Source organism: Polaromonas sp. (assembly GCF_030689685.1).
GTDB lineage: Bacteria > Pseudomonadota > Gammaproteobacteria > Burkholderiales > Burkholderiaceae_C > Polaromonas.
In genome coordinates this window covers 36,673-62,998 of the sequence record NZ_JAUYEY010000031.1, presented here as the reverse complement: position 1 = coordinate 62,998, position 26,326 = coordinate 36,673, and the positions used below count along the sequence as shown (strand labels likewise).

The window sequence follows — 26,326 nt, the reverse complement described above, 5'->3', positions numbered from 1 at the left end:
CCTCATCCTCAGCGGTTGGTCACGGGGTAAATGCCCTGGGGCCGCCACAGCAGCACCGCGGCCATCAGCGCAATGTTCGAGAACAGCGCCACCTTGGGCGCCAGAAAACCGGTGTAGTTGGCCATCAGGCCGACCAGCAAGGCACCTATCAGCGCACCGCCGGTCGAGCCCAGGCCACCGATGATGATGACGATGAAAATCAGCACATTGACCTGGGCACCCATCTGCGGCGTCACGCCCTGCTGGTACAGCCCCCACATCACGCCGCCCAGGCCGGCCAGCGCACTGCCGACCACAAACACGCCGACAAACAGGCGTTTGATGCGGTAGCCCAGCGACTCGACCATTTCACGGTCCTGCACGCCAGCACGAATCAGCAGGCCGATCTTGGTGCGTGCCAAGGTCCAGGCCAGCACAGCAAACACGGCCAGGCCCACCACCACGGCGATCAGGCGGTATTTCTCAATCGCCGCATCGCCGACCAGCAGCGAGCCGCGCATGCCTTCGGGCAGCGGCAGCGCAATTTGCGCCGGCCCCCAAATCACCTTGATCAGCTCCTCGCCGATGATCATGCCGCCCATGGTGATCAGGATCTGCTTCAAATGCTGGCCATACACCGGCCGCACGATGAAACGCTCAAACGCCAGGCCAACGCCACCCGCCACCAGCATGGCAATCAGCATGGCCGGCAGCACCGCCACCAGGTTGCGCCAGAGTTCCTGCGAACCGGTCCAGTCGCTCATGGCGCCGAGCACGCTGGTAGCCACAAACGCACCGAGTGCGATGAAGACCCCATGGCCGAAATTGAGCACGTCCATCAAGCCGAACACCAGCGTCAGGCCGGAGGCGATGATGAAGATGATCATGCCCATGGCCAGGCCCGCCACCGTCAGCGTGAGCCAGGTGGAGCTGGAGCCGATGAAGGGAAAAACCAACACGGCCAGCAGCGGGACCAACGCCAGCGGCTTCCAGTCGAAATCAAGAGTTTTCATATGGCAAGTCCCAGCAGCGATTGCTGCAACGCGGCGTCTGCTGCCAGTTCCGCCATGGAGCCGGCATGCACGACGCGGCCGTTGTCCATCACGGCGACGGTGTCGCCCAGGCGTTTGGCAAAGTTGATGTTTTGCTCGACCAGCAAGATCGTGACCCCGCTGGCCTTGAGCTGCGCAAACGCGTCAATCATGTTGTTGATGATGGCCGGCGCCAGGCCTTTGCTGGGCTCGTCGACGATCAGCAGTTCACGCGGCTCGACAATCGCACGGGCCACGGCCAGCATCTGCTTTTGACCGCCCGAGAGTTTGCCGGCCGGGTGGTTCCAGAATTTCTCCACCGGAGGAAACAGCGAGAAAATCCACTTGAGGCGCGCCTCGTCCATCTGGCTGGCACGGCTGGCACTGCGCGCGGCCAGCAGCATGTTTTCCTTGACGGTGAGGTCCGAAAAAATGCCCATGCTTTCAGGCACATAGGCAATGTTGAGTTCGGCGATTTGCGGCGTGTTGAGCCGGGTGATGTCGCGGCCGGCAAAACTGACTTTGCCCTGCGAGGCCTGCCAGAGGCCCATGATGGTGCGCAGCGTGGTGGTTTTTCCGGCGCCGTTGCGGCCCAGCAGCATGGTCAGTTGCCCCTTCGGTATGGCCAGGTCCACGCCATGCAGGATGTGGTACGCACCTATGTGGGTGTGGACGCCACGAAGGACAAGCCCCCCTGCGCCGCCTTCGGCGTCACCCCCCCAGGGGCGCGCCACCCGCGGCCCGGCAAAGCCGGTTCCGCGCTGGCTCCGGTCTGTCATGTCGCCTCCTCTTCGCTGGGGTTGATGCCGAGGTAGGCCTGTTGAACGAGGGGTGAGGCAATCACCTCGGCCGGCTCGCCATCGGCGACCAACGCGCCGTTGTGCAGCACGATGATGCGGTCGGCCAGTTCGCGCACCACGTCCATCTTGTGCTCCACCAGCAAGATTGTTTTGGTCTTGTCCTGCTTGAGGCGGCGGATCAAATTCAGAATCACCGGCGCCTCGTCGGTGCTCATGCCGGCGGTAGGTTCGTCGAACATGAAGACCTGCGACTCCAGCGCCATCAGCAGCGCCACTTCGAGCTTGCGCTGGTCGCCATGCGGCAGGCTGGCGACCGGCATGCCGGCCTTGTCGTTCATGGCCACCGCTTCAAGAATTTCTTCGGCCCGTTGTACCAGCGCCTTGTGGTCGCTCCAGATGCTCCACAGGTTTAAGCCGTGGCGGTGCGCGCCCTGCCTGGTCGCCTGCACGGCCAGCCGCACGTTTTCCAGCACCGTCAGATTCGGAAACAGGTTGGTCAACTGAAAGGCCCGGCCCAGGCCGGCGCGTGTGCGCGCTGAAGCACTCATGCCGGACAAGGTTTGACCATAAAGCGTGACCGTGCCGCTGCTGGCCTTGAGCTGCCCCGAAATCAAATTGAAATAGGTCGTCTTGCCCGCGCCATTGGGGCCAACAATGGCCGTCAGCGTGCCCGGTGTAAAAGTACACGAGACAGCATTGACCGCCACATGCCCGCCGAAGCGGACCGTGAGTTCGTTTGTTTGAAGCATATTCTTTGGCTCCCCCAAACAGCGGGAGCGGCGTAGCGAGCAATCGTCAGGCAAGGCGCACAGCGCGCAGAAACCGGAGTGGACTAACGGTCCATGAGGGTTTCGAGCACTGCGCAACGCGGCATGGCGGTTGCGCAGTAGCCGAGCACGCTGTTTTAGCGTTTGTTGCGGATCGGGATAGCCATCTCTTCCGCCTTGATCTCACGCACCAGCTCAGGCACGCCCCAGGCAAAGGCCGGGTCTACCTTGATCTTGAAGTGGTACATGCTCTGCATGGCCTGGTGGTCTTCCTTGCGGAAAGTCATCTTGCCCTTGGGCGTGTCAAAACTCATGCCTTCCATGGCGGTGATGAGCTTGTTGGTGTTGGTGTCGCCATTGGTCTTCTTGAGCGCGGTCACGACGGCCATCGCAGCCGAGAAACCACCGGCGGTGAAGAAGTCAGGCGGCGTCTTGAACTGCTTGTAGTGCTCGGCCACCATCGCCTCGTTCACCGGATTTTTGGGGATGCCGAAGTAGTAATACAGGGCGCCTTCCATCTCGGGAAACTGCTTGTAGGCCACCATCGCGGGCAGGATGTTGCCGCCAGTGGCCAGTTCGATGCCGTAGCGTTTTTTCAGGTCCAGGTCGGCGATCTTGCCGAAGGGTGTGGGCGCACCGGACCATCCCACCGAGATGTACTTGCGGCCCGGCTGGTCCTTGAGCTTGTCGATGATGCGCTGCAAGCCGGCGGTGAAGTCGGTGGTGCCAACGGGAAGGTATTCCTCATGCACCACCTTGGCCTTCTTGGTGAAGTCCTTGGCCGCCTTCACGCCGTCACGGCCGAAAGCATTGTCGTTGGCCAAAAAGGCAATCACGTTGCCCGGCTGGTCCAGCGCGGCCGCGTTGGCGGCGGCATCCTGCGAGCTGTTGCGGCCGGTGCGGAAGATGTACTTGTTCCATTTGTCGCCGGTGATCGAATCGGCAACGGCCGGCTCGACCAGCAAGATTTTCTTGTATTCCTCGGCGACCGGCAGCATGGCCAGCGCCACCGGAGAGGCGGTCGGGCCGACGGCGATATCGACCTTGTCGTCGGCATAGGCTGCGGCCAGCAGGCTCTTGCCCACATCGGGCTTGCCCTGGTCGTCCTTTTCAATCACGACCAGCTTCTTGCCGGCGACCATCATGCTGCCGCCGGTGGCGTAGCTCAGGCCCATATTGAAGCCAACAATGGTCTGCTTGGCGTAAGCCTCCAGCGGGCCGGTCTTGCTGGCGATCAACGCAATCTTGATGTCTTTGGACGGGGTGGATTGGCCAAAAGCCAGTGGCGAAGCCAGGGCGGTGGTGATGGCGGCAAGCGCGATCAGGGTGCGACGGTGCATGGATGTCTCCTGTTGTGGTTATGCACCAGGATTGCACAGGTCGTGCCAGTTTTAAATCGCTGATTTATATGGATATTTTTTTTATAACCTTTAAATTGCCTGAAATAAATACAATATTTTTGTATTTATTTCAGGCAATTGCCTTATTTTTGATCAGGGTTATCCAGACGTTCATACAGCTTGGCGCGGGAGATTCCGAGCAGCCGGGACGCCGCCAGTTTGTTGCCGCCCGTGGCCTCCATAGCGGCGGCAATCGCCCGCCGCTCGACCTGCGCAATCTGCTCGGCCAGCGGCCGCAGGGGGTCGCTTGCCGACAGGTCCGCGCCTTCAAGCGCGGCGGGCGCGGGTGCGATACGTTCGATGCCGGCCTCTTTCAGCACCTGCTCGAACTGCGCCCGTTCGATGTTGGCCGAGTCGCTGCGCATGGCGGCCTGCTCCAGTACATTGCGCAGCTCGCGGATGTTGCCGCGCCAGGTTTGCGCCGACAACAAGGCCAGCGCATCGGCCGACAGTTCAGGCTGGCGGTCGCCGCTGCGCAAGGTCATTTCCTCGCCCAGCACCTCCAGCAGCGCCGGGATGTCGGAGCGCCGCTCGCGCAGCGGTGGCACACGCACCGGCAACACGTTGAGGCGGTAAAACAGGTCTTCGCGAAACTTGCCTTCGCGCACCAGCACCGCCAGGTCGCGCGAGGTGGCGGCAATCAGCCGCGCGTCAAACGGAATCAGCTTGTTGGATCCCAGCGGCTCGATCTCGCCTTCCTGCAAGGCGCGCAGCAGCTTGGCCTGCAGCGCCTGCGGCATGTCGCCGATCTCGTCGAGAAATAAGGTGCCACCGTCGGCGAGCTTGAACTTGCCGTCGCGGCCCTTGCGGTCGGCGCCGGTATAGGCGCCGGGCGCCACGCCGAAAAACTCGGCCTCCAGCAGCGTGTCGGGCACGGCCGCGATGTTGACGCTGATAAACGGCCCGCGCGCGCGGCTCGACGCCGCATGGATGGCATGGGCCAGCAACTCCTTGCCGGTGCCGGTCTCGCCGAGCAGCAGCACCGGGCTGGTGGTCTGCGCGGCGCGGCGCGCCTGGCGCTTGACCTCGACCGCCGCCGGACTGGTGCCTATGAAACTGGCAAACGTGTGTTTGGACTGGCGCTGCCCGCCGGTGTGCTGCAGGCGCTGGCTGGCCAGCTCTCTGCGTGCGTCGTCCAAGTCGCGGTGCAGCAGCGCAAACTTGCTGATCAGCGGCTGCAGCGTGGTCTCGGGGTGGTCGAACAGCACGATGCCGATGGCGCCAATGATGTCGTCGCCGCTTTCGTCACGCAGCGGAATGCGGCTGACGACAAAGGTGCCGGCGCGGTTGGTCAGCAGGTCGATCAGAAAGGCTTCGCCGGTTTCCAGCACGCGCCGCATCTGCGTATTCGGGATGACCTCTTCCACCATGTGGCCGACAAACTGGTCGACCGACGAAAAGCCCAGCGCCGGCAAAAAACGCTTGTAACCCTCGTTGACCCAGACGATGCGGCCGCTGCGGTCCACCAGAAACATGCCCTGGCTGATGCTGGAGAACAAATGAAACATGGACCGCGCCGCCAGCTCCAGAATGCTCTGGGCATCGCGCGGCAGGCCATGCGTTGTGGTGTCAAGCTGTTCCATGCATCGATGGTAACGCCCATCGAGCCATGCTGGCTCTCAAGCCAATTGCCAAACGGGTCAAACCTATGGGCATCATCCGCTCCAACTCATCATTGACGACGACTAATCCCAAATCTAGGGTAAAGGCAGCGACATGCTCTGCAGCTAGTGTCCAGTCCCACCAAGGACGCAATCAAAATTAAATTAATTGATAGCCAACTTGTTGCGAGATGTCTGGCCGCTTTTCACACATTCATTCAGGCGCATAAACGCTCGAATCAAAGTAACTGAGAATTCTCACGGCCGGTTCATTTTCGAGCAGGAGTCGCGTCGATCTGCGACAGACGATGCCAAGCAGTGCCTTTCAAACATTCCATATATTTAGACTTCACAGCGAGAACGATTTCCAGATATTTTTCTATTGATACGGCTTCAGTTTTCCCAAGATAAAGTGGCCTTCCTCCATGGGCAACATTGTTGCGATCTGCATACATTTTTTGAATCAAAGCCCGATCTTCCTTCAAGAATAACTCGCTGGTTTTCAAAAGCTGGGGGACAGCCGCCGGATGCTGCCCCTTTGAAAGCCTAACTTTATTCGCCATAATTTCAATTGAGATAGCCAGATTAAGCACGCAAAGTTCATCTTCGCTATTCATAAAGTTATTAACCGCGTCGTAAAATGTCAGTAGGGCAGAGTCTGCTTTTAAACCTACTGAAACATCGTGACAACAGCGAAGCCAAAGGCTATTTGTCAAAGGCAGCGCAAAGCCATCAGGGCGAAGACTCTGGTCTACGCCCATCCAAGTTGATTCAAGCTGTTTTTGACCAGAATGCTTCAAGATTTCGCGAATGGTGAAGTCCTTATTGACCTCACACCCCAAACGAACCATGCCTTTGAACGGGTTGGTTCGGCCTCTCAACCACCACTGCCCAGTTTGTTGGCAGATATGCTCCATCAAAGCGTTAACGACCTTTGGAGTATTGAATCCCATCTCTTCATCAATACGCATTCCCTGGTAAAAAGAAGCACTAACATCAAAGCCCGGAATAATCTGCAGTCCTTTTACTGCAGTGTCTCCAATTTGTACGCAATGATTAACCTCCATGTGTCCCTCGGGAAGCCAAGCATTCTTAAAAGCAGCGCTTTCTACCTCTGAGTGATTTAGCTGAAATGGGGGATAAAGCCGCGCCCGTTTTCCGTTTTGAGAAACTTCAAAAACATTGAATACTCGGGCAGTCAAGGCGAATATTGGTGCCGGCAAATGCAAGACTAAAGCCTGCCACCCAATGAGTTTACTTTCGTTATATTGTTGAAGTTGCTCTTCTGAGAGAGTTGGCCACTTAGCTTCCTCGCGCTCTGCCATAACACTCTTGACCATGTACGTCGACCAATCTCTTTTGTACATACCTGTTCCCAATTACGTAAAGCGTGTGTGGAAGGCTATCGCGGAACACTCTTTAATTCAAAAGAGATCTAGTTGACCTCTATTAAAAAAGGATGGGAATGAAAAAACTTTTATTGAGCATGCCAGTCCTTCTGACAATAACCGTTATTACGGTTTTTTTGTCGATTCACCAAGATATGGGCAACAAGTCATGGTTTTGGTTCCAACGCTCTGGCTCAGTGATTGTTTTGGTTGGTGCCATATTGGGATACAGAAGTATTGTTCGCTTGGGATCGCATGGGGTCGGCGGCGCAGCTATTTCTTTTGCGCGAGTAACTATCGTTTCGACAAATGAGACAGCGGCTGGGCAAAAACTCAAAGTGGCATATAGCGAAGACACAAAACGGCAATTTCTGGAGCATGCTCTTGATCAGAGAGCTGGCTTTTTAGGGGCTGGGTTTCTAGTTGTGGGAACTTTGATATGGGGTTACGGTGATTTGTTGGGGCTAATGCTCTACTAAAGATTGCCATTAACAAATTTTTCGCAACGAGCTTTCACGAATAAATTTACCTTAGCTTATCTGACAACCCGTCTAGTCAAACTTAATTTTCAGTCTCAAGCAGTGCCGGTCTACCGCGCACGCCACGCCGACAAGGCCTTGGCCACACGCGGCAACACCAGCACCGCCACCACGATGACCAGCAAGCTCACCGACATCGGCCGCTGCAAAAACACCATCGCACTGCCCTCGCCTATCGACATCGCATTGCGAAACTGCGCCTCGGCAAGCGGGCCGAGGATCATACCGACCACCACCGGTGCCGTCGGAAAATCGAAGCGCCGCATCACCACACCCAGCACGCCGATGCCGTAGAGCAGGAACAGGTCAAAAGCACTTTGCCGCATGCCGTAGACGCCGACGGTCGCAAAAATCAAAATACCGGCGTACAGATAAGGCTTGGGAATTTTCAGCAGCTTGACCCACAGGCCGACCAGCGGCAGGTTCAGCACCAAGAGCATCACGTTGCCGATGTAGAGCGAAGCGATCAGCGCCCAGACCAAGGCCGACGAGCTGCTGAACAGTTGCGGGCCGGGCTGGATGCCGTAGTTCTGGAAGGCGCCGAGCAGGATGGCTGTGGTGTTGGACGTCGGGATGCCAAGCGTCAGCAGCGGGATCATCGCGGCCGTGACGGTGGCATTGTTGGCAGCTTCCGGGCCGGCCACACCTTCGATGGCGCCCTTGGTTCCAAACTCGGTGTTGTCTTTCGCCAGCTTTTTCTCGGTCGCGTAACTCAGGAAAGTCGGTATCTCGGTGCCGCCGGCCGGGATGCAACCAAACGGTGCGCCTATCGCCGTGCCGCGCAGCCACGCCGGCCAGGAGCGGCGCCAGTCTTTGGCCGTCATGTGCACCTTGCTGAGCTTGTTCTGCGAATCAACAACCCGGCCCTCGTACAGCACGGCGTACATGGCTTCGGCCACGGCGAACAGGCCGACTGCCACCAGCACGATTTCGATGCCGTCCAGCATCTCTGGCACGCCGCCGGTGTAACGCGCCTGGCCGGTGATCTGGTCCAGGCCGACCAAGCCCGCTGCCAGGCCGACAAACAGCGCCGTGAGGCCGCGCACCGCGCTTTTGCCGAGCACCGCGCTGACGGTGGTGAAGGCCAGCAGCATCAGCATGAAGTATTCGGGCGGCCCCAGCTTGACGGCAAACTCCGCGACGATGGGCGCAAACAGCGTGACGATCACCGTGGCAATCGTGCCCGCTACAAACGAGCCGATGGCGGCCGTAGCCAGCGCCGCGCCCGCGCGCCCGCTCTTGGCCATCTTGTTTCCCTCCATGGCCGTGACCATGCTGGCGGTCTCGCCCGGCGTGTTCAGCAGGATCGAGGTGGTGGAGCCGCCGTACATGGCGCCGTAATAAATGCCGGCAAAAAAGATCATCGACGCCGTGGCCTCGACCTTGACGGTGATGGGCAGCAGCATGGCCACCGCGACGGCCGGGCCGATGCCGGGCAACACGCCGACGGCGGTACCGAGCGCGCAGCCGACAAAACACCAGAGCAGGTTGATCGGTGTAGCTGCAGTGGCGAAGCCCTGCAGAAGCTGGTTGAAGATGTCCATCATTGTTCTGACTCAGAGCCACCCGGTGGAAGTCAGGCCCGGCAGATTGATCGCCAGGAACTGCGTGAAGGCCCAGTACACCGGCGCTGAAATCGCCAGGCCGATGGCGGCGTTTTTCAGCCAGGTTTTGGGCTCCAGCCCGGTGTGCCCTTCCGCGCCGCGCAGGCCCTGCACCGCCAGCACAAAACACAAGGTGCAGCTCAAAATGAATCCGATGGTCGTGATCAGCGCCGCGTTGGTCAGCAGCCCGGCCGAGACCCAGGCGAAGCCGGCCCAGTAAGCCGGTGCCGTGTCGCTGGGCGGCGCCATCTCGCGAAAGCCGCCGCTCAGCGCCTCCCACACCAGGAAGCCGCCACACACGGCCAGCGCCAGCGACACCACCCAGGGCAGGAAGTTGGGGCCGGCGCCGGCATAACCGGCGGCCGAAGGAATGCTGACGGCGCCGAAAGCCAGGCCGGCCGCCAGCAGCAACACGCCGCCGCCGACCAGAGCCTGCAGGCGGCTTTGCGCCGGGGAAAGGGGGTGGGGAGTCATGGACGGCCTCGCTGGAAGGGCTGCACACCACACGCTGTCATTGCGGGCTTGACCCGCCATCCATGCCGGCTGTACCCCACGGACGGAGGCTCAGCTGACATGGATCCCGGATCAGGTCCGGGGATGACAGCCGGGAAGGGACGTGTTGATTGGGTTGGTTAAAACCGGTCCGCTCAGACCATGCCCGACTTGACCATGGTTGCGCGCAGGCTGGCAAAGTCGTCGTCCACAAACTTCTCGAAGTCGGCGCCGGTCAGCACAGCCGGCGTCCAGTTGTTTTTCTCCAGCGCCTCGGCCCAGGCCTTGGACTTGAGCGCCTTGAGCACCCTGTCGGTCAGCTCCTTGCGCTGCGCCGCAGTGATGCCGGGTGCGCCGTAGACGCCGCGCCAGTTGCCAATCACCACGTTGATGTCCTGCTCTTTCAGCGTGGGCACGTTGACGCCCTTCAGGCGGGTGGCCGACGTGACGGCCAAAGGGCGCATCTTGCCGCTGGCAATGTACTCGGCAAACTCGCTGTAGCCGCTGCCGCCTATGGTGACGTTGCCACCCAGGATGGCCGCAATCGCCTCGCCGCCGCCGCGAAAGGCGACGTAGTTGATCTTGGACGGATCGACACCGACTTCGCGCGCGATCATGGCCGCAGCGATGTGTTCGGTGGAGCCGCGCGAGCCGCCGCCCCACTTCACGCTACCGGGGTCTTTCTTGAGCTGCTCGACCACGTCCTTCATGGTCTTGAACGGAGAGTTGGCGGGCAGCACAAACACGTTGTACTCGCTGGTGATGCGCGCCACTGGCGTGGCCTGGCTCAGGTTGACCGGCGGCTTGCCGGTAATGATGCCGCCCAGCATCACGGCGCCCATCACCATCAGTGCGTTCGGGTCGTTCTTGCTGCCGTTGATGAACTGCGCCAGCCCCAGCGCGCCGGCGGCGCCGCCCTTGTTGTCGTAGGTCACGGTGGAGGCCGCGCCGGACTCCTGCAGCGCCTTGCCGAGGGCGCGGCCGGTGGTGTCCCAGCCGCCGCCGGGGTTGGCCGGAATCATCATCTTGACATTGGCCGAGGCCAGGGCCGGCAGCGGAAGGGTGGCGGCGGCCGCCAGGGCAGCCATGGATTTGAGGAAGGTGTCGCGACGCATGAATGTCTCCTTGTGTTTTGCTGACCAACGCATCATGCGCCGCTTAGCTGTCAAACGGCTGTCCAAAAACGTGAAATAAGGTGCTAATGTCCGGCCCATGAAACTGCTTTTGGTCGAGGATGATGCCGCCATGCGCACTACGCTGGTCCGCGCGCTGGGGCGGCGCGGCATCCAGATCGAGGCCTGCGGCGACGGGCGGGTGGCCCTGGAGAAGTGGCAGTCGTCCACCTTCGACGTGATCCTGCTGGACCTAACCCTGCCTGGCCTGGACGGCCTGCAGGTGCTGGAGCAAGCGCGGCGCGGCGGGCTGCACACACCGGTGCTGATCCTGACCGCGCGCGGCACCGTCGGCGACCGCATCATGGGCCTGAACCTGGGGGCCGACGACTACCTGCCCAAACCGTTTGACCTCGACGAGCTCGAAGCCCGGCTGCGCGCCCTGCACCGCCGCCGTCCCGGATCCACAGCCGAATCGACCTCCAGCCCTTATGCAGCGGGCGCAATCAGCTATGAAAAAGAGAGCGGTGCGATCTACTTCCGAGACCAGGTGCTGGACCTGGCGCCGCGCGAGCTGGCGCTGCTCAAGGCCCTGCTTGAGAAAAAAGGCCATGCGGTGACCAAGGAGCGGCTGTTCGACCTGGTCTTTCCCGGCCAGGTCGAGGTCGCTTACGAAGCGATTGAGGTGGTGGTGTACCGCCTGCGCAAAAAACTCGCACACACCGGCGTGACGCTAATGACGCTGCGCGGGCTCGGTTACCTGCTCAAGACCGATGCCTGAGCAACCGCCACCAGAACTCCAAGAAGCACGGGGGGTGAGTGTGCGCAGCGAAGGGCCGCCCCGAGCAAGCACGGCCCCCTCGGGGGGCAGCGTATTACGCGAAGCGACAAGCGTGGGGGCAATGTCGCTGCGCCGGTATTTGCTGCTCGGCATCCTGCTGCCCATCGGCATCCTGATCGTCATCAACACCGTCAGCCTGTACCGCCAGACCCTGGGCGCCATCAATATTGCCTACGACCGCACGCTGCTGGCCTCGGCCAAGACCATCGGCGAGCAACTTGATGTTGAAGGTTATGACGAGTTGTCGGTGCTGCGCGCCACCGTGCCCTACTCCGCTCTCGAAGCCTTTGAGGCCGACAACCGCAGTCAGTTGGTCTACCGCGTGTCCAACCTGCAAGGCGAGGTGATCTCGGGCTTTGGCGAGCTGCCTTTCTGGCGCGGCCGCATTCCCGACCAGGGCGCCTATGCGGCGTTGGTGGCTTTTTACGACGACCGTTTCCGCAACGACGAGGTGCGGGTGGCGGTGCTGCTGCAGCCCGTGGCCAGCGCGCAGGGCCGTGGCATGGCGGTGGTGCAGGTGGCGGAGACGCTGGCGCTGCGCGAGACGCTGGCGCGCAAGGTGCTGCTCGACACCTTGTGGCGGCAGGCGCTGCTGATCGCCGTGATTGTGCTGGTCGTGATCGTCGTGGTGCAGCGCGCCACCCGGCCGGTGCGCCGGCTCAGCGGCGAGCTCAAGGCCAGACCCGAAGGCGATTTGACGCCGGTGGCCGCGCCCGACGCGCCGCGCGAGTTGCTGCCGCTGATCGAAGCCACCAACCAGGTGATGCAGCGCCTGCAGAATCTGACCGAGCACCAGAAGCGTTTTGTGCGTGACGCCTCGCACCAGTTGCGCACGCCGCTGGCCGTGCTCAAGACCCAGGTGCAGTCGGCGCTGCGCGGTGACGTGGCGCCGCAGCAGGCACTGCAGGAGATTGAAGGCACCGTCGAGCGCGCCACCGTGCTGGCCAACCAGATGCTGGCGCTGGCCAAGGTTGAGCAGTTGCGCCAACAGACCGATGCACAGGCCCAGGACTGGCCAGCGCTGCTGCGCGCGGTCGTGGTCGATGTATCGCCACTGCTGGCCGACAAGGACATTGATTTTGAAATCATCACCCAGCCAGCGACCGTGCACGCCCATGAATGGATGCTGCGCGAGCTGGCGCGCAACCTGCTGCACAACGCCATCAAGCACAGCCCGCACGGCGGCGCACTGAGCGTGCGCCTGGTCAGCGACAACTCGTACGCGGCCTTGACCGTCAGCGACGGCGGGCCGGGCATCAGCGCCGAACTGGCCGCCCGCTTGTACGAGCCGTTTTCTGCCGGCGACGTGCGCCAGGGCTCAGGCTTGGGCCTGGCGATTTGCCGTGAGATCACCCAGGCGCTGGGCGGCAGCATCACGCTGGAAAACCGCGAAGACCATGGGCGTATTGCCGGGCTGGATGCGACGGTGCGGCTGCCGCTGGTTCACAATGTTGGCTGATGAAGAAAAAGCAGCTTAGTTATCCCAGCAGTCCGCTAAGGGCTCCTCCTTATGCGCCTTGACAAGTGGCTCTGGGCCGCGCGCTTCTACAAGACCCGCTCTCTCGCCACCGACGAAATCGCCAAGGGCCGGGTCCGGGTCAACAGCCTGGAGGCCAAGCCGGCGCGCGACATCAAGGCCGGCGACACCGTCGCCATGCGCCAGGGACCAGTGACACGCACGGTCGTGATCCGGGGCTTGAGCCAGCAACGCGGCGCAGCACCCGTCGCGCAGCAGCTTTATGAAGAAACGCCGGAGAGCCTGCGACTGCGGGAAGCCGCCGCCGAGCAGCGCCGGATGAACAACGAGCCTGCCGCCAGCATCGAACACGGCCGCCCGACCAAACGCGACCGCCGCAGCATGGACAAAGCCGGGGGCAAGAACTGGGGCGACCGTTGGAGCGCCTCGGTGGATTCCTGATTAGCTCCTCTTTTGATAGCTATCTATGACCGCCAGTCATGGGGTGGAGGCCGATTTGTCTCAAAAAAAGTTGGTTCAGACCCCGGACCTGTTCAGGGCCGTCCACGCCGCAGCCGCAAGCCCTGCAGCCACCACACCCCCCAAGCCAGCAGCGCCGCCGGAATAAAAACCCAGTGCGATGAGGGCCGCGCCGGGTTCGGCAGCTTCAGCTCCACCAGCTTGTAGCCCTGCTCCACGCCCAGCTTTTTGGCGCGGCTACCGAACTTGACCGCCGCCACCTCCAGGTCCGCGCCGAGCTGGCTGAGCGTCACGCCACCGTCGCGCAGACGCTCGCGGCCCGTGGCGCCTTCACCCATGGGCAAGGCCACGGTTTTGGTCACCACCTCACCGTTCAGCGTTTCGCCGGCCATTCCCACCACCAGCCATTGTTCGGGTTGCAGGCCGTCGGCGACCTTGTAGATGTCGCTCGCCGGCGCACTCACATATTTGGGCGCAAATTGGTCAATCACCCAGTCGGGCCGGAAGAACAGAAAGGTGGCCAGCAGCAGCACCGCCACCTCCGGCCAGGTGCAGCGGGCGCGAAACCATTTCATTGTGGCGGCGGCGAACAGCAGCGATGCCGCCACCGCCGTCACGCACACCAGCACCACATCGACCCAGGAGCCCAGGCCGATCAACAAAATTTGCGGGTTGAAAATAAACACGAAAGGCAGCACCGTCGTTCGCAGGCTGTACCAGGTGGCCTGCAATCCGGTCTTGTTGGGGTCATCGCCCGAAATCGCGGCAGCCGCATACGAGGCCAGCCCCACTGGCGGCGTCACGTCGGCCAGGATGCCGAAGTAAAAAACAAACAGATGCACCGCGATCAGCGGAATCACCAAGCCGCTGCGGGAACCGAGTTCTACAATCACCGGCGCCATCAGGGTGGCCACCAGGATGTAGTTGGCCGTGGTCGGCACCCCGGCACCGATGATCAGGCAAATCGCAGCCGTCAGCAGCAGCATCACGATGATGTTGCCGGCCGAGACCAGTTCGACAAAGTCGGTCATCATCAGCCCCATGCCGGTCAGGGTGATGACACCGACAATCAGGCCGGCACTGGCGCAGGCCACGCCAATGCCTATCATGTTGCGCGCGCCCAGCACCAACCCGCGCCACAAATCAGACAAGCCGCGCCGCAGGGCACACAGCGCCTCTTCCGCTTTGCCATCGGGCCGAAAAATGGACAGCATCAGCGGCTGCATCACCACCATCACCATGACAGTGGCGGTGGCCCAGAAGGCCGACAACCCGGGCGACAGCTCTTCGGCCATCAGGCACCACAGCAGCACCACAATCGGAATGAAAAAATGCAAGCCCGCGCGCACGGTCGGCCAAGGCAAGGGCAGCTTGACCTCCTTGACCAGGGGGTCGTCAATGGCGAGGTCAGGGTAACGTGACGAGTAGGCCATCAGCAGCACATAAGTCACGCCGGCCAGCGCAGCCAGCGCCCAGCCGGCGGCGTCGCCCGCAATGTATTGCACACCCGTGATGGCGTAATAGATGGCCGCGAAGGCAACCAGCGTGCCCGACAGGCCCAGCGCCCAGCCCAACGCCCTTTCGCGCCAGGTCGGCTGGCGATCCCGCATCAGCGGCTGCAGGTCGTACTTGAGCGCTTCCAGGTGCACGATGTAAAACAAGGCCATGTAAGAAATGACGGCCGGCAGCGCAGCATGCTTGACGATTTCCGAATAGGGGATGCCCACGTACTCGACCATCAGGAAAGCCGCCGCACCCATCACCGGCGGCATGATCTGGCCATTGATGGACGCCGCCGCCTCGATGGCGCCGGCCTTGACGCCTGAATAACCGGTTCGTTTCATCAGCGGAATGGTGAAGATGCCGCCCGAGACCACGTTGGACACCGAGGAGCCAGACACCACGCCGTTGAGCGCCGAAGACACCACCGCCACCTTGGCCGGCCCGCCGCGCAAATGGCCCAGCGTGGCCAACGAGACCTGCAGCATGTAATTGCCAGCACCGGCAATGTCGAGCAAGGTGCCAAACAACACGAATAAAAAGATGAACTGCACTGACACGCCCAGCGCCACGCCATACACACCCTCGGTGGTCAACCACATGTGCGAGATGAAACGAGGCAGCGACGCGCCGCGGTGCTGGATCACCTCGGGCATGTAGGGCCCGAGGAACACAAAAGCCATGAACAGACCGGTGGTCACCAGCATGCCAAAACCCATGGCGCGGCGCGTCGCCTCCAACATGATGGCCACACCGACCACACCGACCACGATGTCCATCGTGGTCGGCGAGCCCGGACGCAGTGCCAACTGGTTGTAAAACAGGAAAAGGTAGGCGCCGCAAAAAGCCCCGACCAGCGCCAGCAGCCAGTCCGACCAGGGGATCACGCTGCGCGAAGAATGTTTGAAAGCGGGAAAAGCACAGAAGGCCAGAAAAATCGCAAACGCCAGGTGGATGGCGCGTGCCTCGGTATCGTTGAGAATGCCGAAGCCGAAAAGGAAAGGCAATGGCGAGGCATACCAGACCTGAAACAGCGACCAGGCGCCCGCCAGTACGGCCAGGCCCAGACCAATCTTGCCGCCAGGCTCACGCCCGCCGAGGTCGGCTTCCTTGACGAGCTGGTCCAGTTCTTCGGTCGAGTATTTTTCGAGTTGCGCCATCAGAGGCCTTCCAGAGCTGATCTTTGTCTTGTATTAAAAAGGGCCGGGTACCATAACGGCCCCAGCCCCTGTTCACGCACACCTGAAGGTGTTTATTTGATCCAGCCTTTTTCCTTGTAGTAGCGCGCTGCACCTTCATGCAAAGGCGCGCTCAGGCCGTCCTTGACCATGCTCTCAGGCTTGAGATTGGCCAGCGCCGGGTGTAATTTTTTGAACTCGTCAAAATTCTCGAACAGCGCTTTGGTGACCTGGTAAACCGTCTCGGCCGGTGTTTTGCTGGAAGTCACCACCGTGGCCAGCACGCCGTAGGTGTTGGTGGGTTGCGGGTTGTTCGGGTAAAGGCCGCCGGGAATCGTGGCCTTGGCGTAATAGGGCTTGTCGGCCACCAGCTTGTCGATCACCGGGCCGGTGAGGGACACCAGCTTGGCCCCGCAAGAGGTCGTCGGGTCCTGGATGTTGGCCGAAGGATGGCCCACACCAAAGAAAAATCCGTCGATCTTGCCGTCACACAGTGCGGGGCCGTGCTCGTCGGCCTTGAGCTCGGAGGCCAGCGAAAAATCGCCCAGCTTCCAGCCCATAGTGGCCAGCATCTCTTCCATCGACGAGCGTGTGCCGGAACCGGGGTTGCCGACATTGAAACGCTTGCCCTTGAAGTCCTCGAACTTGGTGATGTTGGCTTCCTTGCGGGCCACCACGGTGAAAGGCTCAGGATGCACAGCAAACACCGCGCGCAAATCGCTGAAGGCGCCGTCCTTGTACTGATTCAGGCCCTTGACGGCGTTGTACTGCACGTCGGACTGGGTGAAGCCGAAATCAAGCTCGCCGGCTTTGATGGTGTTGACGTTGAATACCGAGCCGCCGGTCGACTCCACCGAGCAGCGGATGCCGTGTTTGGCGCGGTCCTTGTTGACCAGGCGACAGATCGCGCCGCCGGCTGCGTAATACACGCCGGTCACGCCGCCGGTGCCAATGGTCACAAACTTCTGCTGGGCGACAGCCGGCGCAGACATCAGGGCCGCACCCATCGCGATACCGACACTCGCGGCACCCAGCACATTCAACGCAAACTTCTTGCTCATTTCAATTTCTCCAGGTTGTAAAACAATTTTTTCACACCGCAGCTATCGCGGCATCCATGGCCGAACCGAGGCGCTCCACCACCATCGTCAGTTCAGCTTCACTGCTGATAAACGGTGGCGCCAGCAGGACATGGTCACCATAGCGGCCATCGACGGTGCCGCCCATCGGGTAAACCATCAATCCGCGTGCCATGGCCTCCTGCTTGATACGTGCGTGCACATTGCGTGCCGGATCGAAAGGCTTCTTGCTGCCACGCTCCTGCACCAGCTCGATGCCCCAGAACAAGCCACGCCCGCGAATGTCACCCACATGGGGATGGCTGTCCCAGCTCGCGTGCATCAGCCGCTGCAAAAAATCGCCGCGTTCGCGCACCTGGCCCAAGAGCTGGTCACGCTCGAACACCTGCTGCACCGCCAACGCCGCCGCGCAGGCAATCGCATGGCCCAGATAGGTGTGGCCGTGGTGGAAAAATCCGGAGCCTGCGCGCATCACGTCGACAATTTTCTTTTGCGCCAGCACCGCGCCAATCGGCTGGTAGCCACCACCCAGGCCCTTGGCCACGGTCAGCAGATCGGGCGACACACCCTCCTGCTCACACGCATGCAGGGTGCCGGTGCGGCCCATGCCGCACATCACCTCGTCAAGAATCAACAGCACACCGTAGCGGTCGCAGACCTCGCGCACCGCCTTGAAGTAACCCGGCACCGGGGCCAGCACACCAGCCGTGGCGCCACCCACGGTCTCGGCAACGAAGGCGATCACGCTGGCCGCGCCCTTTGCGAGAATCGCGTCTTCAAGTTCCTGCGCCAGACGCAGGCCGTACTGCTCCGGCGTCTCACCGGCTTGTTGTTCACGGTAGGGGTAACATGGCGACACATGGGTGGCGGAAATGAGGAGGGGCGCAAACGGCTCGCGCCGCCACTGGTTGCCGCCTATGGCCAGCGCGCCCAGGGTGTTGCCGTGGTAGCTCTGCTTGCGCGCGATAAAGTGGGTGCGCTGCGGCTGACCGATCTCGACAAAATACTGGCGCGCCATTTTCAGCGCAGCCTCGACCGCTTCCGAACCGCCACTGACGAAATACACATGGCTCATGCCTTCGGGCGCGTTGGCGATCAGTTTGTCGGCCAGTTCCTCAGCGACCTCGGTCGTGAAAAAACTGGTATGCGCATAAGCCAGCTTGTCGATCTGCGCATGCATCGCGGCCAGCACGTCCGGGTGGCTGTGGCCCAGACAGGACACGGCGGCGCCGCCAGAGGCATCGATATAAGTTTTGCCCTGCGCATCGGTCAGGTAAACACCCTGGCCGCTGACGGCCACCGGCGGCCTGCGCTGCAAGTGACGGTGAAAAACATGGGTGGTTGCTGCGGTCATAGAGGCTGTTTTTCTGATGAAGAATTTGAACGGCCGCCCACAGATCTGTCGCTGCGCCCGTTCCAGTACGCGCCTTCGCGGTCAAGGCGATCCTGCCGGTTCTGCAGATGGGTCAGGACCTTGCGACCGCCGCGCACCGCGACGGCAGCGGCCAGGGCCTCCGTCAGCGCCAGTGCGCCGACCATGCCATGAAAATACGAGGGACTGTCGGTGCGAAACAGCAGCGTGTGTGTCGCCGAGCGGGCAATCGGCGACAGCGCACTGTCGGTCAGGGCCACCACGCCGGCACCCTGCCCGCGCGCCTGCGCCACGGCGTGCACGGTCTGCCGCGTGTAGGAAGCCGACGAGGTCACGACCAGCAGGTCACCAGGGCCCATATCGCCCACCTGGTCATCCAGCGTGCCGCCCAGCCCCTGCACCAGCACCCCGTTGGACGCCAGCAGGCCATAGGTGTAGTGCAGATGCAAGGCCAAACCGTGGCTGGCGCGGAGACCGAGAAAATAGACGCGGCGCGCTTTTAGCATGGCATCGGCCGCCGCTTCGAGCTGCGCCGTCTGGTTCAGACCGCCCACCGAAGCCGTGTTGGCATGTTGCGCTTCATTGAGCAGTGCCAGCCAGTCCTTGTCACGGCGCGCGCTGGCCTGCAGAATCTCGGCGCGCCCGGCGTAACCGCCCTGCGCGGAAAAAGACTCCTGGCAAAGATGCTTGATCGCCTCAAAACCCTGAAAGCCCAGGGCCTGCGACAGCCGTGTCAATGTGGCAGGCGCCAGGCCGGCGCGCCGGCCGCACTCACGCATGGAATGCAGCGCCACTTCGCGCGAATGCGCCTCAACCCAGCGCGCCGCACGCAGCAACTCCGGACTCAGGCCGTCAAGCGGGATGTTGGAGAAGATGGAAGCGCCGAGCATGAAACATTTGTATCTGTATCTATAAAATATAGCACAAGTGTTTCAATAGCACGTCAAAATTGCATGGAGCCGCGCGACGGCGACTCTTTGGCTCGGCAACAAAGCCGGGATCGCAATTTCACAGAAACTGGGCCTGACTGGCCAGTGTGAAGCATCTGGCGACGACTGCTTCCGCCGACTAGCCTTAACCGCAGCGAACGCGCTGAATCACACTGGCCGAGTCAATATCTAGGTTCAGCCGTTGCGCATTGAACTCCATGGTGACCATCTGGCCCGGCCGCAGCACCCGTGCCATGTAGGAGCCCGACCGCTGGCGCGCCTCCTCGACCACGCTGGCGCCCGCCGTTTTGCCGACAGCAAACTGCGCGCCCTGCGCATTGCATACGCCCGTAGTCGGCCCGGTCGGGGCGGTGCCCGTGCCAGTCGGAGGGGGTGCGGGCGTGGTACAGCCCACGAGTAGCCATGACGCTGCGCTGGTGAGAATGATTTTCAAAGCCATGTTTTCTCCGTGAACAAAACCTTCACCATACCGTGTGAAGACCGGTCAGACCCGCTTTTTTACGACTGGTTGCGTGGCGCAGGACGTCAAACGCTCAGGATAAAATCGCGCCCATGCCCGAGGCCGGTCTTCCGGCCTGACCACCCCATCCATCGCCACTGAAAGGGCACCCATGACACCCAACACCGACGGCACCCTCACCGTCCTGGGCCAGCAACTGAGCACGCGCCAGGTTGAAGAGCTGATGCACCGGCTTGCGCAGGCCCGCAACCAGATGCAGCCGCCCGTCCAGGAGGAAGTGACTACCGACATGCCGGTGCTGGTGCAGAACGACGCCGACTTTGCTGTCGCCCAGACTCAAACACCGGAGCGGCATGTGAGCTTCGGGCTGCGCCACCTCGGCTTCGGCTGGATATTCTTCACCTTCCCGCGCGACCGAGCCAAATTCATCGGCGAAGCCCTGCTGCAGCGCGCCAATGGTTGAAAGAAGAAACTTGCGCCCACAAAAATGCCGCCCAAGGGCGGCATTTTTGTTTTCTGTCCTGGCGGAAACGAAAGGTTCCGCACCACGCAACCACCCGGCCAGCCGGGTTTTTTTACGCCTATTTCAGACTTGAATGTCCAGGCTTGCTTACCCGATACAGCGCCCGCTTGACGGAGGAATCTGACACGCCAAACCGAAGCGCCAAACCATCAATGGTGCAGCCACCTGCGATATACAAACGGACCACTTCAGCTTCATCATCAGGCGATAAGGCGCGAGGCCGACCGGGATGCACGCCACGGTCCCGTGCAGCCAGTTGCCCCGCCATGGAACGCTCCCTAATAATTCCCCGCTCAAGCTCAGCAACGGCACCGAGAATCTGAATCACAAACGACCCCATGGCAGTAGTCGTGTCTAACGGCTCAGTCAGGCTCTTTACAAGAGCACCGGCAGCCTTAATATCGGCAAGGATTGCCAGCAAGTCAGGGAGCGATCTGGCTACACGATCAAGCTTATATATAACGAAAACATCCCCAGTGCGAAGAGATGCCAGGCACAACCTCAATTGAGGCCGCACACCAACAGAGCTATCTTTTTCCTCAAAAATCTTCACTACACCGGCACGCCGAAGGGCGTCAAGTTGTAAATCGGTCTCCTGATCTTTTGTAGACACACGCGCATATCCAATCAGCATGAAATTTTCCTTATTAGTTGAGGAAAAAATCTATTGCGCAGATTACCGTTCAGCAACGGTAAACATTCACAGATAAAACAGTATGCACATGGCGATCTATGTGCTAGCAGATGACGAAGGCGCGAGAGGCTTTTCACAGTGCATGAAAAACCAGTCTCCCCATCGACTGAAATGCTGATCGAACACAACATGGCCGCTCAGAAGCGAGTAGCAGAACTCAACCGCTTCTCGGGCAGTGTTGAATTTGCCGAAATCTAGGCCTTTGGCAGCGGATGCAGCACCGTATGAGGTGTACCGGTTGGAGTGCTTCTCGCCGTCCTCAAATTCTTTGGTGATGTACTTGGCGAGATATTTAGCGATTGAGGCAGGCGTAGAGGTGCTGTGACGCTTTCTACGCGATACATCGATGTTACCCCCTCGTTCTTTGGTCACGGAGCGCCACACGGCCCGTATAACGTCAAAAGACTTGACGCGGGTCGGAACTCCAGCCGCGTTTTTCTGGAGGAAAACGGTAGGTATGCCAGCCGTCCCCATGTGAACGTGATACGCACCCCTTTCTTGCCGCTCAAAGCCGGCGACAAAGCGGAATTCGGGCATCACGCGGAGCATTCGCCGGTTAAATTCTTTGAGGTCTTTTTTGACCTGGTGCAAATCGGTCTCATTGGCGCGATAAGTCAAGGTAAGTAGGGTAGTGACCCCGAGCGCCTTACAAAGCCTCCTGACCTTTGTTTTGGCGCGATTGGCGGCAATCTTGACCCTCCGGGCTTGCCGCTCCGCCTGAAGTTCGGGGTCGGCCTCGTTTTCGCGGAGCATGTCAAGGTAGTCTTGAAGCGCAAAGGCGTCTAGCTCTAACTCTTTCCACTCGGTAACTCGGACCGCTGACAGTTCGAGGTGTCCGTTGCCCAGATCGTGGGCCGTGACCCGAAGTTGTTGGCCCGGTTGACCGCGATACGCGATCCCGTCTATGATTCTTAGCACAGGTAACCCCTTTTTACTTGTCATGTCCCCGGTGCACGCTAATGCACGCGGGGATTTTTTATTTCAGATGTGGAAATCGACTGACTGAAAATTCCCGAAATTTGTCTGATGTACCAAAGTGTTTATTGGATAAATCTAGGCGGCTTGCTAGGCGTCGCTTCGCGCCGCCGTCGCCCCGCCGCCCCGAACGCCATCGGTCACGCTGACGTTCAAAGAGTGACCATGAACGCCGCAGCTATGAACCCGGACAAGCTGCACCCTTTGGTGCCAGTCGCTTCGCTTGCCGTCCCGTTGGTCCTCTGTCACGTCGGGTGCGAACGCTTGTCCTCGCTCTGAAAAAACCGTACTGCCCCGGCATCGATGAATCCCCCCACAAGACCCCGTCGGCGTGCGAGGGGCGCTTGTGGGGGGATTTTTAATACATCGATACCGGGTCAGCCCGGTTTTTTCTTGTGGCACCACCAGCAGCCCCCCCCGCCCCCTACTCGGGGGAGCGAGGGAACGACGAGCGAGAGGATATTTTTTAAATACCATGATCGCCCGCAACTACCGCCGCTATCCCGAAGCCATGCTGTACCAATTTGAACTGGCACTGGACAGTGCCGTGGCGACGATTCAGGCCATCCGGACAAAAGGTGGCGCGGCGTGGAGAAACTTGGTTCATCGTTACTACGCAGCGCATGCAGATATTCGGGGCGTCACGCCAGTACCGAAATGGGTACGTGACATGAAGGCGAGAGCAACAGAGCTCATGAAGGAGCTGCAACGGTCGCAGCAGGCGCTTGGGGACGCGTGAGCGGTTTGGATTCATCGGGCGCCTTGTTACCTTGCACGACATTGGCCAAGCCGGGGCCGCGTTCGTGGTCTTCAAACATGCCACGCTGGATGTACTGCTTTATGAAGTCGTTTGGCGGGGTCAGTAGCGTGCCTTGTTGCGTATAGCAATGGCCTCGTTGCGTCTTTTCAAACCAGACGCAGCCGGCGACGGTAGGAACGCGAACGGGTGCTGTCAGTTCGTCGTACCTTGGGGCGGTGTGAGGCAAGCCGTCCAGGCGGGGCGCAAAGGCGGCTAGATCGTACGTACGCTTGACAGCAGGGGTAACGCTGGAAGGAGAAGCAGCGCCAGCCATAGGAGCGCCGACAGCAGGAGGCGGCTTGTCGGGTTGTTGATCATTGATTCGCCTTTGATAAAACGAGTAAGCGAGGCCGATGATGATGAACGGGAGCGTGGACGCGAGAATGATTTTTGGCGGAATACGGATTTTGTTGGTATGTATCTCAGCGCTTTTGAACTTGCCGTACATGGCCTTGTCGTTGAGCCATTGCGTCTCTATAGAATCTTTGCGGGTTTTGGAAACGGTGTCCTTGGTGCCCTTGAACTCATGAACGCTGACCCAAGGAGAGCCAAATTTCCGCATCATGTGGTAGTGAACATCTACCAGCTTGCGGAGGTGCGAATCGATAAAGGTAGGGTCTTGAGTATCGAAATAAACATCAAACCCATGGTGCCGATGTGTCTCAAATCTCGCCTCTGATTCCGGAACCGGCGCACCGTTAGCGCGTTTTGGCCAGGTCTTTTGGACCTCGGGGAAATAGAGAATTGAACCCGCCGGCAGCTCGTACCACTTTTGCGGGTCAGGCATCGGTAGCCACCCTTCGAGCGTGACTTCCTCTAATCGGTCGCTGTAGTAGACCGTGCGGTTCTCAGCGATGCGGCGTTTCTCGATTAGGGACACCGAGCGGAGGGTCTTACCGCCACCAGGTAGGCCCGTGTGCATCAGGATCATGTGGGGACAACCTGCATGCGTTTGATAACGCCTTGATTGAGGCCGAAGACGGTAAGCCGCATGACAAGCGCGGAAAACAGAATTTTTATACAGGTGCCAACCTGGAGCACGCCTAAGAGTTGTTGGGCGAGCGGCGGCAACATCGCAATCAACGTGAATATCTGCGCTTGATTCTGAGTAGTGAGGTAGTCAATACCGGTGAAGGTGAGATAGCCGAAGCCGAGGGCCGACAGCACCTTTAGAACGATCTGGACTGCACCTGATGCCAGGCCAGCGACAACAGCGCCAGCAAGGCCGGACGCGAGGACGGCAGGAAACGGCATCAGAAGCCTTTCACGACGAAGATCGTCGAGTAGAGAAGGGTGAAGGTGACAGCGATATAGCCGAGGGCTTGGAGAGCCCAACAGACCTGCGAGAAGGGGATAGTTACGCTGGCGGACATAACGCTGATAGTCATATCGGCAGGGCAGGTAGCGCCGAGAGGGTTGGATTGATCAAATTGACCTATTGCGCGGCTTGCGTTGGTGAGCTCAGGGCCGAACGTCCCTGCAGCGAGAGCCGACACGGTGCCATCAAGCGCGGTGCCAGGGTCGAGCAAACATTTGGTTTTGTTGACAGCCTCAGCTACGGCTTTTTGCAACGCATCGCCAGTGCCGACGAAGCCACCAGAGCAACTACCAGAAAACGTCGAATCCGATTTTTTGTCGCACCCAGCGGACTCAGGACTGCGCGCGCAGAACTCACCTTGAGATTCGGTTTTAACCGTGGTTCCAGTAGATGCGCCCGTACCGTCCTTGTTCGTCGTGGTAGTCGTGCAAGTGCCTTTTGCGCACGTTGTCTGTTCAGAGCTTTCAACGGTGCCAGGAGGAGCACCGGGAAGGGGGGGGGCCGTACCACCGGCAGCGGGAGGTTGAGACGTTGTTGTCTTCGGTGCTTGCACAGTCGAGGAAGGCGGGATGCAGACTTGCACGCCGTTAACATCGCCGGGGAAACTGCCAGGCGCGCATGTGGCTGTAATTGCAGTGGGCTTAGGAATGACGCTGCATGCCGATGCGTTCTCACCAGAGCAGGCGAAAGGGCCGTATAGCTCTGACTGAGATGCGACACCACCGATGGACCCACCAGCGCCGCCGCTGCCCTTTATGACATAGCCGCCGAAACACGCTGTGACACCTGGGGAGCCGTGATGGACCATAGGAGCGCCCAAGATGTTGAGACCGTCAGCGAGCGCCTTACAGTTTTTATTTTGAGAATCCTGAACTGAGATACACGCGTTACCGTCCTGTACGTACGTTGGCGCGGCGCATGTGCACTGTCCACCAGCCAAGGTGCTGTTTGAAGGGCAAACTGTTCGTGTGTTTGCGTTACCAAAAAAAGACGACGCGCCGCCGTTATATCTGTAGTAACAAGCGAGAAGCTCGATACGATCAAATGCGTACAGAGGACCAGCAATCGCCAGCTCTGCTTGACATGCCGCAGCGGGTGTTGGGTGCCAGCCGCTACGGGCGTTATACAGATACTCCGTGGTGGCGGGGAAACTCGCATGGGCGTTGGCAATGAAGGCCAGCGCGAATACCGCTAGCGTGCGGCGTATCAAGAGAGCAATATCCATGCGCCTCCCAATAGTGCAACGATGACCCAAATACCTGAGATTTCAGCCATAATTTCCTCTGCTATTTCGAGCAACATGAGCGGCCTTTGTGAAGGTTGAGAGGTGCGCTGTAGGGTGAGCCACAGCGCACGACTCAGCCAGCGCTTACAGGGCGCGTTTGAACCACTTGTAAAGCACGATCGCAACGGCAATGCCGAAGACGATGCCGCCGATGGTGATGATGTCGGCGCGTGCCGTGGTCAGTTCCGTGGTCACCGCAGTATCGAGCGCGGCGTGTGCGGATTGCAGGGCCGAGAGCGCAAATGCCATCATGGCCAGAACGTAGCTTTTCAGATTTTTCAGCATGGAATTCTCCAGATCAAACGGTGCAAAATCGCACCGGAAAGACGACGACGTTTCACAACGCTGGCCGTCTTGCCGTCGCAATCTCATTACTCGGTTTCCCCCTTGTCTCCTAATGCTCGGACGAGCCAGCGAAATATTGCCGCTGATACCCACACTGCAATGACCAACCCAGATAGCTGTATGCCGTCCGCGAGGGTCATGGTGAAGGGGGACTTTGTAGGCGGCTCGCAGACCCTTACGACCGGATAGACATACGGCGCGTTGGAGAGAACACAGCTACCAGAGCCCAGCGAACTGACGTAAGTGCCGCTGGGAGAAGTAGCCGCAATTAGGGCGCAGACACCGCCCACGTCATCGCCTACATAACTGGGATATGGGGCCGCGTTAAATGGGCTTATAGCCTGATAGACGTTTTGGC

Annotated in this window: 26 protein-coding genes; 6 read left to right on the top strand and 20 right to left on the bottom strand. The window is 60.2% G+C overall.

Going from position 1 to position 26,326, the window contains the following annotated elements; all coding sequences use genetic code 11:
- Window positions 1-8 precede the first annotated feature (8 nt).
- From Q8O29_RS08670 to Q8O29_RS08645, 6 genes are all read right to left on the bottom strand, one after another.
- Complete coding sequence (locus Q8O29_RS08670) at window positions 9-992, bottom strand: branched-chain amino acid ABC transporter permease (protein WP_305561855.1); 984 nt, start codon at window positions 990-992, stop codon at window positions 9-11.
- Window positions 989-1,789, bottom strand: a complete 801-nt coding sequence (locus Q8O29_RS08665; protein WP_305561853.1) for an ABC transporter ATP-binding protein — start codon at window positions 1,787-1,789, stop codon at window positions 989-991. Before Q8O29_RS08665 ends, Q8O29_RS08670 begins: the two co-directional genes overlap by 4 nt.
- Complete coding sequence (locus Q8O29_RS08660; RefSeq protein ID WP_305561851.1) at window positions 1,786-2,559, bottom strand: ABC transporter ATP-binding protein; 774 nt, start codon at window positions 2,557-2,559, stop codon at window positions 1,786-1,788. The genes Q8O29_RS08665 and Q8O29_RS08660 overlap by 4 nt, the downstream gene beginning before the upstream one ends.
- A gap of 155 nt (window positions 2,560-2,714) precedes the next feature.
- Window positions 2,715-3,917, bottom strand: a complete 1,203-nt coding sequence (locus Q8O29_RS08655; protein ID WP_305561849.1) for a substrate-binding domain-containing protein — start codon at window positions 3,915-3,917, stop codon at window positions 2,715-2,717.
- A 143-nt stretch (window positions 3,918-4,060) separates the two neighbouring features.
- Complete coding sequence (locus Q8O29_RS08650; RefSeq protein WP_305561847.1) at window positions 4,061-5,560, bottom strand: sigma-54-dependent Fis family transcriptional regulator; 1,500 nt, start codon at window positions 5,558-5,560, stop codon at window positions 4,061-4,063.
- Window positions 5,561-5,847: 287 nt separating this feature from the next.
- Window positions 5,848-6,945: a hypothetical protein gene (locus Q8O29_RS08645; RefSeq protein WP_305561845.1), complete on the bottom strand. Its 1,098-nt coding sequence runs from the start codon at window positions 6,943-6,945 to the stop codon at window positions 5,848-5,850.
- 98 nt (window positions 6,946-7,043) lie between these two features.
- Here Q8O29_RS08645 and Q8O29_RS08640 point away from each other — a divergent pair, with 98 nt between their 5' ends.
- Window positions 7,044-7,445, top strand: a complete 402-nt coding sequence (locus Q8O29_RS08640) for a hypothetical protein (RefSeq protein WP_305561843.1) — start codon at window positions 7,044-7,046, stop codon at window positions 7,443-7,445.
- Between the two features lie 110 nt (window positions 7,446-7,555).
- On the opposite strand, the gene Q8O29_RS08635 is transcribed toward Q8O29_RS08640, so the two are convergent.
- From Q8O29_RS08635 to Q8O29_RS08625, 3 genes are all read right to left on the bottom strand, one after another.
- A complete protein-coding gene (locus tag Q8O29_RS08635; protein ID WP_305562018.1) occupies window positions 7,556-9,049 on the bottom strand; it encodes a tripartite tricarboxylate transporter permease in 1,494 nt (497 codons plus the stop codon).
- A gap of 12 nt (window positions 9,050-9,061) precedes the next feature.
- Complete coding sequence (locus Q8O29_RS08630) at window positions 9,062-9,583, bottom strand: tripartite tricarboxylate transporter TctB family protein (protein ID WP_305561841.1); 522 nt, start codon at window positions 9,581-9,583, stop codon at window positions 9,062-9,064.
- A gap of 173 nt (window positions 9,584-9,756) precedes the next feature.
- Entirely contained in the window at window positions 9,757-10,716 is a 960-nt protein-coding gene (locus Q8O29_RS08625; RefSeq protein ID WP_305561839.1) for a tripartite tricarboxylate transporter substrate binding protein, read from the bottom strand.
- 97 nt (window positions 10,717-10,813) lie between these two features.
- Between Q8O29_RS08625 and Q8O29_RS08620 the strand changes: the two genes are divergently transcribed.
- The 3 genes from Q8O29_RS08620 (at window position 10,814) to Q8O29_RS08610 (ending at window position 13,472) form a co-directional block, all read left to right on the top strand.
- Window positions 10,814-11,494 (top strand): response regulator, encoded by a 681-nt coding sequence (locus Q8O29_RS08620; protein WP_305561837.1) that lies wholly within the window; start codon window positions 10,814-10,816, stop codon window positions 11,492-11,494.
- A 121-nt stretch (window positions 11,495-11,615) separates the two neighbouring features.
- Window positions 11,616-13,013 carry a sensor histidine kinase gene (locus Q8O29_RS08615; protein ID WP_305562016.1) on the top strand — a complete coding sequence of 466 codons (1,398 nt, stop codon included), beginning with the start codon at window positions 11,616-11,618 and terminating at the stop codon, window positions 13,011-13,013.
- A 51-nt stretch (window positions 13,014-13,064) separates the two neighbouring features.
- Window positions 13,065-13,472, top strand: a complete 408-nt coding sequence (locus Q8O29_RS08610) for an RNA-binding S4 domain-containing protein (RefSeq protein ID WP_305561835.1) — start codon at window positions 13,065-13,067, stop codon at window positions 13,470-13,472.
- A gap of 92 nt (window positions 13,473-13,564) precedes the next feature.
- Here the strand turns inward: Q8O29_RS08610 and Q8O29_RS08605 are convergent, their stop codons facing one another.
- The 5 genes from Q8O29_RS08605 to Q8O29_RS08585 all read right to left on the bottom strand — a co-directional run bounded on the left by Q8O29_RS08605 (window position 13,565) and on the right by Q8O29_RS08585 (window position 20,008).
- The gene (locus Q8O29_RS08605; protein WP_305561833.1) at window positions 13,565-16,150 is read right to left on the bottom strand and encodes a TRAP transporter permease; all 2,586 of its coding nucleotides are present in this window, start codon (window positions 16,148-16,150) and stop codon (window positions 13,565-13,567) included.
- Window positions 16,151-16,242: 92 nt separating this feature from the next.
- Window positions 16,243-17,229 carry a TAXI family TRAP transporter solute-binding subunit gene (locus Q8O29_RS08600; protein ID WP_305561831.1) on the bottom strand — a complete coding sequence of 329 codons (987 nt, stop codon included), beginning with the start codon at window positions 17,227-17,229 and terminating at the stop codon, window positions 16,243-16,245.
- Between the two features lie 31 nt (window positions 17,230-17,260).
- Window positions 17,261-18,601: an aspartate aminotransferase family protein gene (locus Q8O29_RS08595; RefSeq protein ID WP_305561829.1), complete on the bottom strand. Its 1,341-nt coding sequence runs from the start codon at window positions 18,599-18,601 to the stop codon at window positions 17,261-17,263.
- Window positions 18,598-19,509, bottom strand: a complete 912-nt coding sequence (locus Q8O29_RS08590) for a MurR/RpiR family transcriptional regulator (protein WP_305561827.1) — start codon at window positions 19,507-19,509, stop codon at window positions 18,598-18,600. The genes Q8O29_RS08595 and Q8O29_RS08590 overlap by 4 nt, the downstream gene beginning before the upstream one ends.
- 184 nt (window positions 19,510-19,693) lie before the next feature.
- Entirely contained in the window at window positions 19,694-20,008 is a 315-nt protein-coding gene (locus tag Q8O29_RS08585) for an I78 family peptidase inhibitor (protein WP_305561826.1), read from the bottom strand.
- Window positions 20,009-20,180: 172 nt separating this feature from the next.
- Here Q8O29_RS08585 and Q8O29_RS08580 point away from each other — a divergent pair, with 172 nt between their 5' ends.
- On the top strand, window positions 20,181-20,492 hold the full coding sequence (locus tag Q8O29_RS08580) for a hypothetical protein (protein ID WP_305561824.1): 312 nt from the start codon (window positions 20,181-20,183) through the stop codon (window positions 20,490-20,492).
- Between the two features lie 118 nt (window positions 20,493-20,610).
- Here the strand turns inward: Q8O29_RS08580 and Q8O29_RS08575 are convergent, their stop codons facing one another.
- Together Q8O29_RS08575 and Q8O29_RS08570 are read right to left on the bottom strand one after the other, a co-directional pair.
- A complete protein-coding gene (locus Q8O29_RS08575; RefSeq protein ID WP_305561822.1) occupies window positions 20,611-21,186 on the bottom strand; it encodes a recombinase family protein in 576 nt (191 codons plus the stop codon).
- A gap of 96 nt (window positions 21,187-21,282) precedes the next feature.
- On the bottom strand, window positions 21,283-22,188 hold the full coding sequence (locus Q8O29_RS08570; RefSeq protein ID WP_305561820.1) for a hypothetical protein: 906 nt from the start codon (window positions 22,186-22,188) through the stop codon (window positions 21,283-21,285).
- 508 nt (window positions 22,189-22,696) lie between these two features.
- Between Q8O29_RS08570 and Q8O29_RS08565 the strand changes: the two genes are divergently transcribed.
- On the top strand, window positions 22,697-22,960 hold the full coding sequence (locus Q8O29_RS08565; RefSeq protein ID WP_305561819.1) for a hypothetical protein: 264 nt from the start codon (window positions 22,697-22,699) through the stop codon (window positions 22,958-22,960).
- Here the strand turns inward: Q8O29_RS08565 and Q8O29_RS08560 are convergent.
- From Q8O29_RS08560 to Q8O29_RS08545, 4 genes are all read right to left on the bottom strand, one after another.
- Window positions 22,914-23,951 (bottom strand): zonular occludens toxin domain-containing protein, encoded by a 1,038-nt coding sequence (locus tag Q8O29_RS08560; RefSeq protein WP_305561817.1) that lies wholly within the window; start codon window positions 23,949-23,951, stop codon window positions 22,914-22,916. The two genes, Q8O29_RS08565 and Q8O29_RS08560, sit on opposite strands and share 47 nt — an antisense overlap.
- Window positions 23,948-24,274 carry a DUF2523 family protein gene (locus Q8O29_RS08555; protein WP_305561815.1) on the bottom strand — a complete coding sequence of 109 codons (327 nt, stop codon included), beginning with the start codon at window positions 24,272-24,274 and terminating at the stop codon, window positions 23,948-23,950. The genes Q8O29_RS08560 and Q8O29_RS08555 overlap by 4 nt, the downstream gene beginning before the upstream one ends.
- Complete coding sequence (locus Q8O29_RS08550) at window positions 24,274-25,563, bottom strand: hypothetical protein (RefSeq protein ID WP_305561813.1); 1,290 nt, start codon at window positions 25,561-25,563, stop codon at window positions 24,274-24,276. The genes Q8O29_RS08555 and Q8O29_RS08550 overlap by 1 nt, the downstream gene beginning before the upstream one ends.
- A gap of 144 nt (window positions 25,564-25,707) precedes the next feature.
- Window positions 25,708-25,908 carry a major capsid protein gene (locus Q8O29_RS08545; RefSeq protein ID WP_305561811.1) on the bottom strand — a complete coding sequence of 67 codons (201 nt, stop codon included), beginning with the start codon at window positions 25,906-25,908 and terminating at the stop codon, window positions 25,708-25,710.
- Window positions 25,909-26,326 lie beyond the last annotated feature (418 nt).